Genomic DNA, 14,709 nt, shown 5'->3' with positions numbered 1-14,709 from the left:
CGGCCGGCGCGGCCCCCCGTCGAAGACTCAGCGAGGTGAACCATGACCGTGATCGTCGTGCTCAGGGAAACAGCCACCGAGAGCGAGATGTCCCAGGTGCTCAACCTGGCCGACCGCGTCGGCTCGGACGTGCGCCGGCACAACCCGTCCCTGCTCTCCCTCACCGGCGACCTGGCCCGGGTGGACCAGGCGGTCGCCCACCTGCCCCAGGTCCGGCACGTGGCCGGGGTGTCGGGGCAGTACCCGTGCGCCTCCGCCCAGTCCCGGCTCGGGCTGCCCAGCAGCGTGCGCCTCGGCGGCGCCACGATCGGTCCCGGCGGGTTCAGCGTCATCGCCGGCCCGTGCTCGGTGGAGAGCCGCGACCAGCTCATCGAGGTCGCGCACGCGGTACGGGACAGCGGGGCGCACGCCCTGCGCGGCGGCGCCTTCAAGCCGCGCAGCTCCCCGTACGCGTTCCAGGGGCTGGGCCGGCGCGGCCTGGCCCTGCTGGCCGAGGCCCGCCGCGCCACCGGCCTGCCGGTGGTCTCCGAGGTGCTCGACGTGCGGGACCTCGACGCGATGCTCCCCGCCGTGGACATGCTCCAGGTGGGGGCGCGCAACATGCAGAACTACGCGTTGCTGCGGGAGCTGGGCCGGCTGCGGGTGCCGGTGCTGCTCAAGCGGGGACTGGCCGCGACCGTGGACGAGACGCTGATGGCCGCCGAGTACATCCTCGACGGTGGCAACCCCGACGTCGTCCTCTGCGAGCGCGGCATCCGCACCTTCGAGACGGGCTACCGGTTCACCCTGGACATCGCGGCCGTCCCGGTGTTCAAGGAGCGCAGCCACCTGCCCGTCATCGTCGACCCGAGCCACGCCGCGGGGGAGACCAGCCGGGTGCTGCCGCTCGCGTTGGCGGCGGCGGCCTGCGGCGCGGACGGAATCATCGTCGAGACCCACTGCGACCCGGCCGCGGCGCTCTGCGACGGCAAGCAGGCCCTGCCCACCCACCGCCTGCCGGACCTCGTCGACGGGGTCCTCGGCGTGGCCCGGGCCGCCGGGCGGGTCACCACCGACCGGCGGGACCCGCGGGAGCGGGAGCTGGTGCTGGCGGGAACCCCGGGCGGGCCGGTGGCGCAGGCCCGGACGGTCCGGCGCTGACGGCGTCGGCCGGGGTGGCCTCGGGTCGGTTGGCCTCGGGTCGGGTGGCCGACGGTCGGGTGGCCGACGGCCGACCCGGCCCGCGCCACCCCCGGGGCGGGGCCGGCGGCTCAGGCGGTCTCCTCCGGGGACAGCAGCCGGGCCGCCACCGCCTTGCGGATGGCGTCCACCCGGGACACGGCGTCGAGCTTGGCGTAGGCGTTGGTCAGGTGCCGCTTCACGGTGCCCTCGGTGATGCCGAGCCGGCTGGCGATCTGCCCGTTGCTGTACGCCTGCGCGACCAGCCGAAGCACGTCCAGCTCGCGTTGCGACACCAGCGCCGGGGCGGTCTCCCGGTGGCTCTCCAGGTCGCCGATCGTCTCCCGGGAGACCGACAGCAGCACGTTGTTGCGGCCCCGGCCGACCGAGTGCACCGCGGCGATCAGCTCCTCGGCGGCGATGTTCTTCACCAGGAAGGCGTACGCCCCCCGGGCCAGCAGGTCCTGGACGATGGCCGCGCTCTCGTGCATGGTCAGCACGATCACCCTGGTCCGGGGGAAGTCCCGACGCACCCGGTCGATGACCACCGCGGTCCCGGGACCCGGCATCTCGACGTCGAGCAGCAGCACGTCCGGGTGCAGGTGGGCGACGAGCGCGAGGGCCTCGTCCGAGGTCGCCGCCTCACCGACCACGGCGCAGCCGGGGTCGGTCTCCAGCAGCTCGCGCAGGCCGTCCCGGAACAGGGTGTGGTCGTCGGCGACCACCACCCGGGTCTGCGGCTCCCCGGCCCCCGCGTTCGCGTCGGTCACCGGGACTCCCCCGACAGCGGCACGCAGATCGCTACGGTCGTGCCACCGGTCGGGCCGGGCCGGATCGACAGCGACCCGCCGACCAGCTCGACCCGCTCCCGCATGGAGAGCAGCCCGCCGCCGGACAGCTCGGCCGGGTCCGGCTCGAACCCGCAGCCGTGGTCGCTGACCGTCGCCGTCAGGGACGTCGCGCCGACCTCCACCGACACGTCCAGCCGATCGCTGCCGGAGTGCAGCAGGGCGTTGCGGACGGCCTCGCGCAGCACGACGTAGATCTCCTCGGTGACGGCAGCCGGGACCACCCGGGTGTCGCCGGCGACCGTGCAGACGACCGTGACCGTGGGCGGCACACTCGCCTCCAGGTAGCCGCGCAGCACGTGCTCCAGCCCGGCCGGCCCCACCGACTGGCGCAGCTCCTCCGACAGGGCACGGGTGAGCGACAGCGCCTCCCGCATCGCCCGGCCGGCCTGGTTGAGCTTGCCGTCGGCCCGGGGCGACCTGCGCTCGCGGTAGATCCGGTGCAGGTCCAGGTGTTGCAGCCCGACGCCGATCGCGTGGGCGACCCGGTCGTGCAGCTCCCGGCCGATCCGGCGGCGCTCCGCCAGGTGGGAGGTGAACAACCGCTCCAGCAGGAAGCTCACGTAGGACAGGGCGCCGGTCTCGATGCGCGCCATGATCGTCCGGTGCAGGGCGGTGGCGATGTTGGCGGCGGCCTCGCCGTGCGGGGCGGTCCCGCCGTACTCGCGGATCAGCGGGGGCAGGGCGGCCTCGAAGAGCAGGGTCGCCGCGCGCAGCGACTGGACCGGGTGGATGCCCCGCTGCGCGCGGTCCCGGCCGACGGTGAGCGTGAAGGGCGTCGCCACCGGGCCCATCTCCGCGGTGCCGCTGGGGGCGTACCGGCCGATGTCGTCGATGACCGAGTTGGCCTGGTGGAGCGCCTGCCGGCGGGCGTCGGGATCGGTGAGGATCGCGTTACCGGTGGCCCGTAGTCGTTGTTCGTACGCGTCGAGGATCTCGGCCCGGAGCGCTGGTGGCACGCCGCGTCCTGTTGTGCCCGCCGTCGTGCGTGTGTCCCCCACAGCACCCCTCAGCCCAGCATCGCCCCAAGGTCCGAGTCATCCCCCGCCCACGTAGTGTCCCTGAGCCCAGACGCAGGTCGCAACCGGGCCGAGGAGCGCCAGGTGGGTCAGGTACTGCGTGGTCATGAACACCCGGTACGGGCGGCGTCGGCGGGCCGGCCCGCCCTGGCTGCCCGAACCGCAGGCCAACCAGGTCAGCACCACTGCGCCGGCCACGGTGAGCCAGGACGCGATCCGGACGGGCGCCCAGGCGTCCTGCGCCGAGATCAGGAAGGCGATCGCGACGGTGAGCGCGACGGCCGCGACGGACCGCCGGGCCCACGTCTCGCCGCGCGCGATCGGCAGGGTACGCCGGCCGGCGAGCCGGTCCCCGGGCACGTCGGAGAGGTCCTTGGCCAGCGCCCCGACGGCCATCCACAGCGCCATCGCCACGGGGAACACCCACAGGTGCGGCACCGGGCGGGCCTCGGCGCTGCTCGCGCCGGCGAGGTAGGTGAGCAGGCCCGCGAGCACCACCGAGGCGGTGGTGCCGGACACCCGCCGCTTCAGTGGTGCCCGGCCCATCGAGTACCACCAGCCGAGGGCGAGCTGCCCCGCCCCGAGCAGCACCAGCGTGGGAGCGACGGTCGCGGCCAGCAGCAGGCCGGCTGTCGCCAGCGCGTACGCGGTCCGCAGGGCGGCTCCGGGGTCGAGCAGGCCCCGCGCGATGGGGCGGCGGGAGCCGTTCGCCCGGTCCTCGGTGACGTCCGCGACGCCGTTGACCAGGTACACGCTCCAGGTGAGCAGCAGCCAGGCCACCGCGCCCCGGACGGCCCCGCCGCTGGGGGACCCCCCGGACAGCACCGCCAGGGCCGCGCCGCCGGCGAACCGGAGCAGGAAGATCAGCTGCACCACCGGCCGGGCCTCCACGAAGGACAGCCCCAGCGTCCGCCACCACCTCCGGGGCGGTCGCACCACCGTCCACGCCGTCGTGGTCATCGTCGCCAACTCCCTCCGGTCGTCGTCCGTACCCTGATCGTCCGTTGTGGACACTGTGCCGGTCGTCCGTCGGTGGTCACACCGGATGGGAACGGTAGGTCGTAGGCGACTGTCACCTTGGTCGTATCGGCATTACCCACTTGTGAGCGATTCTCTTGTCCGGTGTCGGCCGCATTTCTAGCGTCGGGACATCGGGAGATCCCCGGTGTTCCGGAAAGGACGCTCATGCTGCCGAATGCCTCTGCCGCCGCCGTGACGGTCCGTTGTCTGGGTGACTTCTCGGTCACCGTGGATGGCGCGCCCGTCGAGCGCTGGCGCGCCGGTAAGGCGCGCAATCTCTTCCAGTTCCTGATGTTGAACCGGGGCCACGTGGTGCCACGGGAACGGCTGTACGAAATCCTCTGGCCGGGCTGCGAGACGGACCGGTCGACCTCGCTGAAGGTGGCGGCGCACGCGCTGCGGCAGATCCTCGGCGGCTGCGCCGACGGGTCCCCGGTGGAGGTCGTCTACCAGGACGTCGGGTACCTGTTGCGGTGCACCGGCATGTGGGTCGACACCGAGGAGTTCGAGGCGGCGGTGGACGCCGCCCGGGAGGCCGAGCGGGCCGGCGACACCGGCACGGCGCTGGCCGCCCACCACCGGGCGGTCGGCCTCTACCAGGGCGACTTCCTCAACGGGGAGACCGCCGGATGGGTCGACGAGCAGCGCCAGTGGGCCCGGGCCATGGTGCTGCGATCCCTGCACCACCTGCGGGCAGACGCCATGCTCCGCGACGACCCCCGGGCGGTGGTCACCTGGTGCCGCCGGATCCTCTCGGTCGACCCGTTCCAGGAGGAGGCGTACCAGAACCTTCTGGTGGTGCACGGCACGCTCGGCGAGCTCGGCCAGGTCCGCAGCTGGTACGACCTGTGCGTGCAGCGGCTGCGCGACGGGCTCGACGTGGCCCCGACCGGGCGTACCCGGCAGATTCTCGACCTTGCCCTCGCCGGCCGGCTGCGTGGCCGCCGGGCCTCCGCCCCGCGTCCGGTGGGCGACCGCCGCCAGGGCGCCCGCAACCTCCAACCGCTGTCGCTGACCGCGTAACCGCCGCCTAACGCCGACGGTCCATCGTCGGCCCACCGGGGAGATCCCCCGCCACGTCCCCGAGGAGAGCGAAGATGAGCGAGCAGACGACGACGACGACCGGGGCCGGCCGTCCCCGGCAGCGGGTGCTGGTCACCGAGGAGCTGGCCACGGCGGCGCTGCGCCTGCTGGCCGAGGAGTACGACGTCCGGCAGGTGGCCGGCGCCGACCGGACGGCCCTGCTGGCCGCCCTGCCGGGCGTGGACGCGGTCGTCATCCGCTCCGCCACCCGGATCGACGCCGAGGCCCTCGACGCGGCGACCCGGCTGCGCGTGGTGGCCCGCGCCGGAGTCGGCGTGGACAACGTCGACGTGGCCGCCGCGACCGCGCGCGGCGTTCTGGTGGTCAACGCCCCCACCTCGAACGTGGTCTCCGCCGCCGAGCAGGCGGTCGCCCTGCTGCTCGCCGTGGCCCGACACACCGCCGCCGCCAACGCCCAGCTCAAGCGGGGCCGCTGGCAGCGGTCCCGGTTCACCGGCGTGGAGGTGGCCGGCAAGACCGTCGGGGTGGTCGGCCTGGGCCGGGTCGGGGTGCTGTTCGCCCAGCGGATGGCCTCCTTCGGCACCCGGCTGGTCGCCTACGACCCGTACGCCACCCCCGAGCGGGCGGCCCGGGTGGGCGTCACCCTGGTCGGCCTCGACCAGCTCCTGGCGACCAGCGACTTCATCTCCCTGCACCTGCCGCGCACCCCGGAGACCGTCGGGCTGATCGGCCGCGCGGAGCTGGCCCGGGTCAAGCCGGGGGTGCGGATCGTCAACTGCGCCCGGGGCGGCCTGGTCGACGAGGCGGCGCTGGCCGAGGCGATCGTCGCCGGCCGGGTCGCCGGCGCCGGCATCGACGTGTTCGCCACCGAGCCCTGCGTCGACTCGCCGCTGTTCGCCCTCGACCAGGTGGTGGTCACCCCGCACCTCGGCGCTTCGACCGCCGAGGCGCAGGTCAAGGCCGGGGTCGCCGCGGCGGAGAGCGTCCGGCTGGCGCTGCGCGGCGAGGACGTGCCCGACGCCGTCAACCGGCCCGGCCCGCGCCGCACCCCCGTGCCGGCCTGAGCCGACGACCTCCGGCCCAGGCGCGTGCGGCGGGCCCGGGAACAGCGCCGCAGGGCCCGTCCGCCGGGGGCCTCCTGCCCGGGCCGCGCCGGCCGTCCGCCCGGGTCCCGCTGGCCGGGCCGCCCCGGACCGGCCGCCCGGCGGGGGCCTCCTGCCCGGCCCGGCCCGGCCCGGCCCGGCCCGGCCCGGCCCGGACCGGTCCGTCAGTCCGGTTCCGTCGGGGCGGGCAGGACCGCCAGGGCCAGCGTCAGGTCCAGCACGGTCGCCGGGTCGTGCAGCCGGTCGCCGTACATCTCCCGTACCTTGGCCATCCGGTAGCGCACGGTCTGCGGGTGCACGAACAGGGCCGCCGCCACGTCGTCGCGGCGACCCTGGTGCAGCAGCCAGGCGCGCAGCGTCTCGGCGAGCCGGTGGGCGGTGGCCGGCGGCAGCGACGCCAGCGGACGCAGCACCTGGGCGCGCAGGTCGGCCAGGGCCTCCGGGTCGGTGCTGAGCAGCAGCTCGGCGAGGTGCTGCTCGGTGTCCAGCGGCGCGTCGGCTCCGGCGCGGGGCAGCCCGAGCAGCAGCGCCCGGGTGGCCCGCTCGTACGACCCGGCCACCCGGTGCCACGGGCGCGCGGGCCCCAGCACCGCCCGGTGCCCGTGCAGCACCCGGACGAGCTGCCGCCGCCGGCCGCCGTGCACGTCCGGCACGAGTAGGACGGCCAACTCCTCGGCCGGGCCCACCCCCGGCAGGTCCTCCCCGCTCTCCAGGGTGTGCGGGCTCAGTGCCGTCAGGACGGCGCGCAGGCTGCTGCGGGGCAGCAGGACGACGGTCAGGGTCTGCGGCACCGGCCAGTCCGCCCGCTCGGCGCCGCGGCGCAGCACGTCCTCGGCCTCGCCGGCCAGCAACTGCTGGCTCAGCCGCTCCAGGTACCGCCGCCGGGCCCGGCCCACACTGGCCAGCTCGTCGGCGTGCCCCGCCACGCTGGCGGCGGACAGCTCGTCGATGTACGCGAACAACAGCTCGGCGAAGTCGGCGACGGTCTCGGCCGCCAGCCCGGCGCGCACGGTGGTGGTGGAGACCTCCCGCCAGGACACCCGCGCTCCCACCCGGTACGCGGCCAGCAGGGCGTCCATGCTGCGGCCGGAGCGGGCCTCCCCGCTGCCCAGGGCGTACGCCGCCTCCAGTGCCGGGGCCAGCGGGGTGCTCGGGTCCGCCGCCTCGGGGCGCCCGATGAGCTTGAGGAACGTGCCCAGCGCGATGCGTACCGCGTTCTCGATCTTCTCCCGCATCTGCCCGGTGAGGGTGCCGGAGTAGGCGGGCACCTCGGCGGTGATCGCGGTCATCGTGCGCTCGGCGACCAGCGGCAGCGTGGCGCGCAACCGGGCGGCCATCGGCTCGTCCAGCTCGAGGTGGGCAGCGCGGTGGCTGGTCCCGGACCCTTCGGACATTTGATTGTTCCCCCAGAACAAGGCCCTGCGGCGTATTCACCTTTCTTGGCCAAGATGTTATGCGATCGGGCCGCCAGGCTGGTCATATGACCACCACCGTCCCGCGCCCGCCCGGCAAGCTCACAGTCCGGGACAGGCTGTTCCGGCTCGCCGAGACGGCCACCACGCCGCTGCTGCCCGAGGACTACCTCGACATGGTCGCCCCGCTGCGTTCCGGGGCCGCCCTGCGCGGGCGAATCGTGGACGTCCGCCCCGAGACGCGGGACGCGGCGACGGTGACCATCCGGCCCGGGCGGGGCTGGCGCGGGCACACCCCCGGGCAGTACGTCCGCCTCGGCGTGGACGTCGACGGGGTCCGCCAGTGGCGGGCGTACTCGCTCACCTCGGTCCCCGGCCGTCCCGACGGGCTGATCTCGATCACCGTGAAGGCGATCCCCGACGGCAAGGTCAGCAACCACCTGGTCCGCCGGGTGCGGCCCGGCACGATCGTCCAGCTCGACCAGGCCCAGGGCGACTTCGTGCAGCCCGCGACCGCCCCGGAGCGGGTCCTGTTCGTCACCGCGGGCAGCGGCGTCACCCCGGTGATGGGGATGCTCCGCGCCGGCGCGACCGGCCCGGCCGACGTCGTGCTGGTGCACTCCGCGCCGACCCCGGCCGACGTGGTGTTCGCCGACGAGCTGCGCGGCCTCGCCGGGCGGGGCGCGATCCGCCTCGTGGAGCGGCACACCGACACCGACGGCGTGCTCGGCGTGGCCGAGCTGGCCGACCTGGTGCCCGACCACCTCGACCGGCAGACCTGGGCGTGCGGCCCGGTCGGCCTGCTCGACGCGGTCGAGGCGCACTGGGCCGCCCACGGGGTGGCCGACCGGCTGCACACCGAGCGGTTCCGGCCCACGGTGATCTCCCCGGGCGCCGGGGGCACGGTCACCTTCACCCGGGCCGGGGTCACCGCCGAGGCCGACGGCGGCACCGCCCTGCTCGACGTGGGCGAGGAGGCCGGGGTGCTCATGCCGTCCGGGTGCCGGATGGGCATCTGCTTCGGCTGCGTGGTGCCGCTGCGCGAGGGCGCGGTCCGCGACCTGCGCAACGGGGACGTCACCACCGCCGTCCCCGGTGACGGCGTGCTCATCCAGACCTGCGTGTCGGCGGCGGCCGGTACCTGCGACATCGACCTCTGACAGGAGAACCGGACGTGACCGTGATGCAGAAGAAGGCCCACAACCCGATCGCCCACCTCACCGCAGAGGACATCGAGACCCTCGGCAAGGAACTGGATGCCATCCGCGACCGGGTGATCGCCAGCCGGGGGGAGTCCGACGCCGCGTACATCCGCAAGGTGATCTCCACCCAGCGCCGGCTGGAGCTGGGCAGCCGGGCCGTGCTGCTGTTCTCGCTCTTCCCACCGGCGTGGCTGGTCGGCACCGCCGGTCTCGCCGTGGCGAAGATCCTGGAGAACATGGAGGTCGGCCACAACGTCCTGCACGGCCAGTGGGACTGGATGCGCGATCCGAAGATCCACTCGACCACCTGGGAGTGGGACCACGTCTCCCCGGCCGAGCAGTGGAAGCACTCGCACAACGAGTTGCACCACACCTACACCAACGTGATCGGCAAGGACAACGACCTCGGGTACGGCATCATGCGCGTCGACGAGGACCAGCGGTGGCACCCGTTCCACCTGGGCCAGCCGCTGTGGAACTTCATCAACGCCTGCTTCTTCGAGTACGGCATCGCCGCGTACGACCTGGAACTGGGTCGCAACCTGCGCAAGGGCCGGCACAAGGCCCCCGAGTTCCGGGCCCGGGCCCGCGCGGTCGGCCGCAAGATCCGCCGACAGTTCCTCAAGGACTACATCGTCCACCCGCTGCTGTCCGGGCCGTCGTTCCTCAGCACCCTGGCCGCCACCTTCACCGCGAACCTGATCCGCAACCTGTGGAGCCACTCGGTGATCATGTGCGGGCACTTCCCCGAGGGGGTGGAGACCTTCGAGCGGCGCTCCATCCAGGGGGAGACCCGGGGCGAGTGGTACCTGCGGCAGATGCTCGGCTCGGCCAACATCAGCGGCAGCAAACTGATGCACATCATGACCGGCAACCTGTCGTTCCAGATCGAGCACCACCTCTTCCCGGACCTGCCGAGCAACCGGTACCAGGAGGTCGCCCCCGAGGTGCGGGCGCTGTTCGCGAAGTACGGCCTGACGTACACCGTCGGCCCCCTGCCGAAGCAGGTCGCCTCGGCCTGGTGGAAGGTCATCCGGCTCTCCCTGCCCAACCGCTCCACCCCGGCCCCGCGCCCGGCGGACGACCGCCCCGCCACCACCCCCGCCCTCGTCGAGGTGTGAGCACGCCCGTCGGTACGGGCGGGCCCGCTCGGCCCGCCGGGGCAATGTCCCGGCGGCCGGGCCGGGTGGACAGGTAGCAGCTATCCGGCCGAACAGTCCAAGATCCGCCCGTCGCTGGTGCCGATGAGCAGACGTCCCGGTCCGGCTACGGTCAGCGCGGTCGGTATGGCGGGTACCCCTGCAACGGCGAGTTGGCGGCGCCAGCGAACGGTCCCGCCATGAAGGTCGAGTGCGACGATCTCACCATCGTCGTAGGCGACATACGCGGTTTCCGCGTCCGCGTCGAGGTCGGTGGCCTTCCGGTTGGTCCGGAAGACCCAGCGCGGCTCTCCACTGGTCACCTTGCGCCGTACTACAAAGGATCCGCCGGGCTGCAACCCACGACCGTCATACACGGTGCCAGCGTGGACGAGACTGCCGTCCGTGGTCTCCACGCCAGGGCCGGCAAAATGTGTCTCACCCGGATTCCACGAGTACGGGAGCAGCCGACGGAACTCCCGCTCCGTCGGTTCATGCGGACGCCCGGCAATCGGCGGATCCTTCAGGTCGGCTGCGGCGAGCCAGGCCTCACTCGGATCGGGCGTCCACTCGCGGGCGCGGTCGATCTCCCGAGAGCAGCCAGGACTCCGCCTGAGTACCGCCGAGCGTCGCCAAGATCCTGCCATCGGACAGTTCCTCGACCGCACGGACGTCACGCCGCGGATCCCAATCCGCGCTCAGCCGGGAGACCGCACAGCGAGCGTCCTCCCGGCTGTCGATGCGAGGCGCCGCGACCCGCGGTCCGGTCAACTCGTCCCCGGTGACCGACCTGGGTGGCACGACTCGCCAATCGTGTCGGCGCACCACCGCAACGTGTCCCTCAGCCCAGGCATCTTTGTCCTGCCAGTCGTCATGCGGCGCCATCAGCACGCGTAGTTCCTGGCCGCTGAGCCACTCCAGGGCGAGTACTTGACGGCCGAGCGGGTGCTCGATGAGTGACACCCCGGCACTTGTCTCCAGGTCCAGCAGGAGCAACTCGCCTTCGAAGAAATAGCCGCCGTCGTAGCGGCCCGTGCCTACCACCAGGAGGGGAAACGTGGGGTGGAAGGCCATCGCGTGCACGGGGTAGCCCGAACGGAGAAGAGCGCGGCAACCCAGATCACCGACGTCGTAGACACCTATCGGCGCAGTACCGAACTCGTAGGTGCCCGCCACTGCCAGCAGGCCACGACTCTCGTCGCCGACGGCAAGGGCAGGCTCACCGACCTCGGCGAAGGGCCGATCACCGAGAACCCGGTCGATACGCAAAGGACTGGTCACCCCAACGATCTTCTCATCAGCTGAGGACGCAACGCTCTCCAGCGTGAGGCCGCACTCGACTGCTACCGCCAGGGCGTCGGTCTGGCTGGAGATCCTGGAAGCAAATGGCCCCTCCAAGGGCTGTTCCCCTCCAGGGGCCACTTCTCTCCAAGATCTTCCATGCGACGGTCAGAGCCCTGGTCCGGGTGGGCGTCGGAGATGGCGCTGGTAGGCGTGACGCGTGGCGTGAGGGGCCGGTTTCGAGAACCTCGACGATCTCCTGAAACGGCTCTGGCTGCGCTGCTCCCGCCAGCAAGGACGCGTCTCCGCCAGCCACCCCAGGCCAGGGCCCCGGCAAAGTCGCGGGGCGCCGATTCCCGCCCGAGGTTCATCCAGCCTCCGGGATTCCTGTTCCGCTGCTTGAGGATGATCCGAGATCCTGGCCAGGGCCTTGGTCACGGTCTCGCCGGTCCTGCGCTGTCTCTGTCTCCGCTCCCGCGAGTGCTCCGGGAGGTCGCCGCCACGCCGCCCCGCGCATCGGGCAGTCCGGGTGGCGACCGGACGATTGCCTCCCGCATCCGGCCGGGGACCTGCTGTCGGCCCCTTTGGAGCTGCCCCGTTTACGCGCCCGCTCCACCGGTAGCACAAACGGGGCAGCTCCAAAGGCGCCGACGGAGAGTGGACCGACCCGACGGAGGGCGGACCGGCCGCGCACCCCGGCCGCGCACACCATCCTCGACCAGCTCGCCGACGGGGCCGACCCGGCGAAGACCGACCCCGGCAGGGTCCGACGATGTCGGTAGCGCACGCATCCCCTGGGATGCTGCCAAGCCGGAGACCTCACGACTTTGCCGAGGCCCTGCACCCCAGGCCGGGAGAGCCGCCCGACCGTGCCGAGGCCCTGGTCCATCGGAGCGTCGGTCGTCGCTCCTGCGGAAGAGCTTCAGGGCATGCTCGTGCTGCTTCCGGGCCTCGTCAAGTTGATCGGCTGAACTTGGTGCGCTCTCGACCACGTCGAGCCGCCATTGCCGAAGATGGTGAGGGCATTGGAAATACATGCTCTCCCTCCACCTTCAAGGTATAGCGCACCGGGGGGCTTGCGGCAAGGCCCGGGTCGTGCCGCAGAATCGTCGGCCGAGGCCAGAACCTGCGGAAATGGGAGTTGCGAAATGGGCGCCGCACCTGATGATGTGAATCCCCTGATCACCAGCCTGTTCGACCTTCCTGATCACCTTTCCCCCAAGGCCGACCCGACGCTGATCGCACGCGACGAGCAGCACTTCGCGGCCATCGCGGAGAGCCTTGAGCAGTTGTCCGCGGACCTGTCCGACCGCCTCGACGCCGCGCGCAAGGCGCCCGGTGGCAAGGGCCGGCAGGCGGTGGACCGGGACACGGAGGTCCGCCGGCTGACGGCTCGCCTCCGTGCGCTGGGTCGCTTCGGTGTGGACCTGTGCCTCGGACGGATGGTCGGCGTGGACAACCGTGAGCCCGTGTACGTCGGGCGACGTGGCCTCACGGACAGCGCGGGTCATCGGCTGCTGCTGGACTGGCGTTCCCCTGCGGCCGAGCCGTTCTTCGGAGCGACCCACGCCAATCCGATGGGTCTGGCGAGCCGCCGCAGGTATCGCTGGACCCTCGGCCGGATCAGCGACTACTGGGACGAGGTGTTCGCCTCGGACGGGCTTGAGGGGCACGCCGCGCTCGACGACCAGTCCGCCTTCATCGCCAGCCTGGGCGGCAGCCGGTCGGCCCGGATGCGGGACGTGCTCGGCACGATCCAGGCCGACCAGGATGCCATCATCCGCGCGGGATCCCGCGGCGCTCTCGTCGTCGACGGTGGCCCGGGTACGGGGAAGACCGTCGTCGCCCTGCACCGCACCGCCTACCTCCTCTACTCCGACCCTCGCCTCGGTCAACGCCAGGGTGGCGTGCTGTTCGTCGGTCCGCACCAGCCCTATCTGGCCTACGTCGCCGACGTCCTCCCCAGCCTCGGAGAGGAGGAGGTGCAGACCTGCACCCTGCGGGACCTCGTCCCCGAGGGCGCCACGGCAACCATCGAGGCCGACCCGACCGTGGCCCTCCTGAAGTCGTCCGCGGCCCTGGTGGAGGCGATCGAGGCGGCCGTCAGGTTCTACGAGGAGCCGCCGGCCAAACCGATGACGGTCACGACCGACGAGTCCGCCATCCGGCTGAGCGCCGACGACTGGGCCGAGGCGTTCGAGGCGCCGGGCCCCGGTGCCCCGCACAACGAGGCGCGTGACGAGGTCTGGGAGGAACTGCTCACGATCCTGATGGACAGGTACGACGGCGATGAGCCGGATGACCTGGTCCGCAGGTCGCTGCTGCGGAACAGGGATCTGCGCACGACTTTCCACCGTGCCTGGCCGCTGCTCGACGCGGCCGACCTTGTCGGTGACCTGTGGTCGGTGCCCGCCTACCTGCGCAAGTGCGCTCCCTGGCTCAGCCCCGACGAGGTCCGCAAGCTGCAGCGCGGCGACGCCCAGGCCTGGACGGTGTCCGACCTGCCGCTCCTCGACGCGGCACGGCAGCGGCTCGGCGATCCGGAGGCGTCGGGGCGCAAGCGTCGGCATGACGCCACTGTCGCCGCCGAACGCGCGCGCATGGCCACGGTCGTCGACGAGCTGATCGAGGCCCATGCCTATGACGATGGTGAAGGTGTGCTGTCGAGCCTGCGTCAACTGGATCTTCAGGATGCCCTGGTCGACGAGGCCGCACTGCCCGGCACCGATCCGGACCTGCTCGCCGGCCCGTTCGCGCACATCGTCGTCGACGAGGCTCAGGAACTGACCGACGCCGAGTGGCAGATGTTGTTGCTCCGCTGCCCGTCCCGGAGCTTCACCATCGTCGGAGACCGCGCCCAGGCCAGGCACGGGTTCACGGAGTCGTGGCAGGAACGGCTCGCACGGGTCGGGCTCGACCGGATCAACCTGGCCTCCCTGACCATCAACTACCGGACGCCGGAAGAGGTCATGGCAGAGGCCGAGCCGGTCATCCGGGCCGTGCTCCCGGACGCCAACGTGCCGACCTCCATCCGCAGCGGCGGCGTCCCCGTCGTACACCGGTCGGTCTCGGATCTGGGCTCGATCCTTGACGCCTGGCTCGCCGCGCACGCCGACGGGATCGCCTGCGTCATCGGCGACCCGACCTTCCGGGCGACGTCCCGCGTCCGGTCGCTGACCCCGGAGATGTCGAAGGGGCTCGAGTTCGACCTGGTCGTCCTCATCGGTCCGGACGCATTCGGCGAAGGCATTGAAGGAGCGGTCGACCGCTATGTCGCGATGACCCGAGCGACCCAGCAGCTCGTCGTCCTCACGAGCCCCTGACAACGCGATCGCCTCGTGCGCCGGATCGGACGCGCCGAGCCGCGACGGTTGGCTCCCGCCCGGACGTTGTCGCAGCCGCCGCGCCTGCCCGTGATTACCGGAACTGCATTCGGGGCGGGTGCCCTGACCTCCAGGTATGACAGTACGTCTATGTGTCGCA

11 protein-coding genes and 1 pseudogene are annotated in these 14,709 nt (G+C 72.6%); 6 read left to right on the top strand and 6 right to left on the bottom strand.

The features are described from left to right. The first annotated feature begins 42 nt into the window (after positions 1-42). On the top strand, positions 43-1,140 hold the full coding sequence (gene aroF, locus GVV04_RS20390; RefSeq protein ID WP_161689673.1) for a 3-deoxy-7-phosphoheptulonate synthase: 1,098 nt from the start codon (positions 43-45) through the stop codon (positions 1,138-1,140). Positions 1,141-1,250: 110 nt separating this feature from the next. Here aroF and GVV04_RS20385 read toward each other — a convergent pair whose 3' ends face one another. The 3 genes from GVV04_RS20385 to GVV04_RS20375 all read right to left on the bottom strand — a co-directional run bounded on the left by GVV04_RS20385 (position 1,251) and on the right by GVV04_RS20375 (position 3,985). Then, positions 1,251-1,928 (bottom strand): response regulator transcription factor, encoded by a 678-nt coding sequence (locus GVV04_RS20385; protein WP_328822483.1) that lies wholly within the window; start codon positions 1,926-1,928, stop codon positions 1,251-1,253. Continuing rightward, complete coding sequence (locus tag GVV04_RS33255; protein ID WP_161689672.1) at positions 1,925-2,965, bottom strand: sensor histidine kinase; 1,041 nt, start codon at positions 2,963-2,965, stop codon at positions 1,925-1,927. The genes GVV04_RS20385 and GVV04_RS33255 overlap by 4 nt, the downstream gene beginning before the upstream one ends. A 78-nt stretch (positions 2,966-3,043) precedes the next feature. Next, positions 3,044-3,985 carry a UbiA family prenyltransferase gene (locus tag GVV04_RS20375; RefSeq protein ID WP_161689671.1) on the bottom strand — a complete coding sequence of 314 codons (942 nt, stop codon included), beginning with the start codon at positions 3,983-3,985 and terminating at the stop codon, positions 3,044-3,046. A gap of 225 nt (positions 3,986-4,210) precedes the next feature. On the opposite strand from GVV04_RS20375, the gene GVV04_RS20370 reads away from it, so the two are divergent. Both GVV04_RS20370 and GVV04_RS20365 read left to right on the top strand, forming a co-directional pair. Further along, positions 4,211-5,068, top strand: a complete 858-nt coding sequence (locus GVV04_RS20370) for an AfsR/SARP family transcriptional regulator (RefSeq protein WP_161689670.1) — start codon at positions 4,211-4,213, stop codon at positions 5,066-5,068. 74 nt (positions 5,069-5,142) lie between these two features. Next, positions 5,143-6,117, top strand: a pseudogene (locus GVV04_RS20365) (hydroxyacid dehydrogenase); the annotation flags it as partial. A gap of 239 nt (positions 6,118-6,356) precedes the next feature. Here the strand turns inward: GVV04_RS20365 and GVV04_RS20360 are convergent. After that, positions 6,357-7,586, bottom strand: coding sequence for a PucR family transcriptional regulator (locus GVV04_RS20360; RefSeq protein WP_161689668.1), 1,230 nt, complete (start codon positions 7,584-7,586; stop codon positions 6,357-6,359). An 86-nt stretch (positions 7,587-7,672) separates the two neighbouring features. Here GVV04_RS20360 and GVV04_RS20355 point away from each other — a divergent pair, with 86 nt between their 5' ends. Together GVV04_RS20355 and GVV04_RS20350 are read left to right on the top strand one after the other, a co-directional pair. Continuing rightward, positions 7,673-8,764 (top strand): ferredoxin reductase, encoded by a 1,092-nt coding sequence (locus tag GVV04_RS20355; RefSeq protein ID WP_161689667.1) that lies wholly within the window; start codon positions 7,673-7,675, stop codon positions 8,762-8,764. Positions 8,765-8,778: 14 nt separating this feature from the next. Next, positions 8,779-9,927 carry a fatty acid desaturase family protein gene (locus GVV04_RS20350; protein WP_161689666.1) on the top strand — a complete coding sequence of 383 codons (1,149 nt, stop codon included), beginning with the start codon at positions 8,779-8,781 and terminating at the stop codon, positions 9,925-9,927. Between the two features lie 80 nt (positions 9,928-10,007). Here GVV04_RS20350 and GVV04_RS20345 read toward each other — a convergent pair whose 3' ends face one another. Both GVV04_RS20345 and GVV04_RS20340 read right to left on the bottom strand, forming a co-directional pair. Then, entirely contained in the window at positions 10,008-10,322 is a 315-nt protein-coding gene (locus GVV04_RS20345) for a PQQ-binding-like beta-propeller repeat protein (RefSeq protein WP_161689665.1), read from the bottom strand. A gap of 172 nt (positions 10,323-10,494) precedes the next feature. Further along, on the bottom strand, positions 10,495-11,226 hold the full coding sequence (locus GVV04_RS20340) for a hypothetical protein (RefSeq protein ID WP_161689664.1): 732 nt from the start codon (positions 11,224-11,226) through the stop codon (positions 10,495-10,497). Between the two features lie 1,148 nt (positions 11,227-12,374). On the opposite strand from GVV04_RS20340, the gene helR reads away from it, so the two are divergent. After that, complete coding sequence (helR, locus tag GVV04_RS20335) at positions 12,375-14,549, top strand: RNA polymerase recycling motor ATPase HelR (RefSeq protein WP_201753906.1); 2,175 nt, start codon at positions 12,375-12,377, stop codon at positions 14,547-14,549. Positions 14,550-14,709 lie beyond the last annotated feature (160 nt).

Origin of the sequence: Micromonospora rubida (genome assembly GCF_009908295.1) — a bacterium.
GTDB lineage: Bacteria > Actinomycetota > Actinomycetes > Mycobacteriales > Micromonosporaceae > Micromonospora > Micromonospora rubida.
This window is presented reverse-complemented; position numbering and strand designations above follow the sequence as displayed.

What these genes read in the sequence shown, in the direction of transcription:
- helR (WP_201753906.1), top strand. Translation starts at nt 12,375, where the DNA reads ATGGGCGCCGCACCTGATGATGTGAATCCCCTGATCACCAGCCTGTTC.
- GVV04_RS20375 (WP_161689671.1), bottom strand. Translation starts at nt 3,985, where the DNA reads ATGACCACGACGGCGTGGACGGTGGTGCGACCGCCCCGGAGGTGGTGG.
- GVV04_RS20360 (WP_161689668.1), bottom strand. Translation starts at nt 7,586, where the DNA reads ATGTCCGAAGGGTCCGGGACCAGCCACCGCGCTGCCCACCTCGAGCTG.
- GVV04_RS20370 (WP_161689670.1), top strand. Translation starts at nt 4,211, where the DNA reads ATGCTGCCGAATGCCTCTGCCGCCGCCGTGACGGTCCGTTGTCTGGGT.
- GVV04_RS20355 (WP_161689667.1), top strand. Translation starts at nt 7,673, where the DNA reads ATGACCACCACCGTCCCGCGCCCGCCCGGCAAGCTCACAGTCCGGGAC.
- aroF (WP_161689673.1), top strand. Translation starts at nt 43, where the DNA reads ATGACCGTGATCGTCGTGCTCAGGGAAACAGCCACCGAGAGCGAGATG.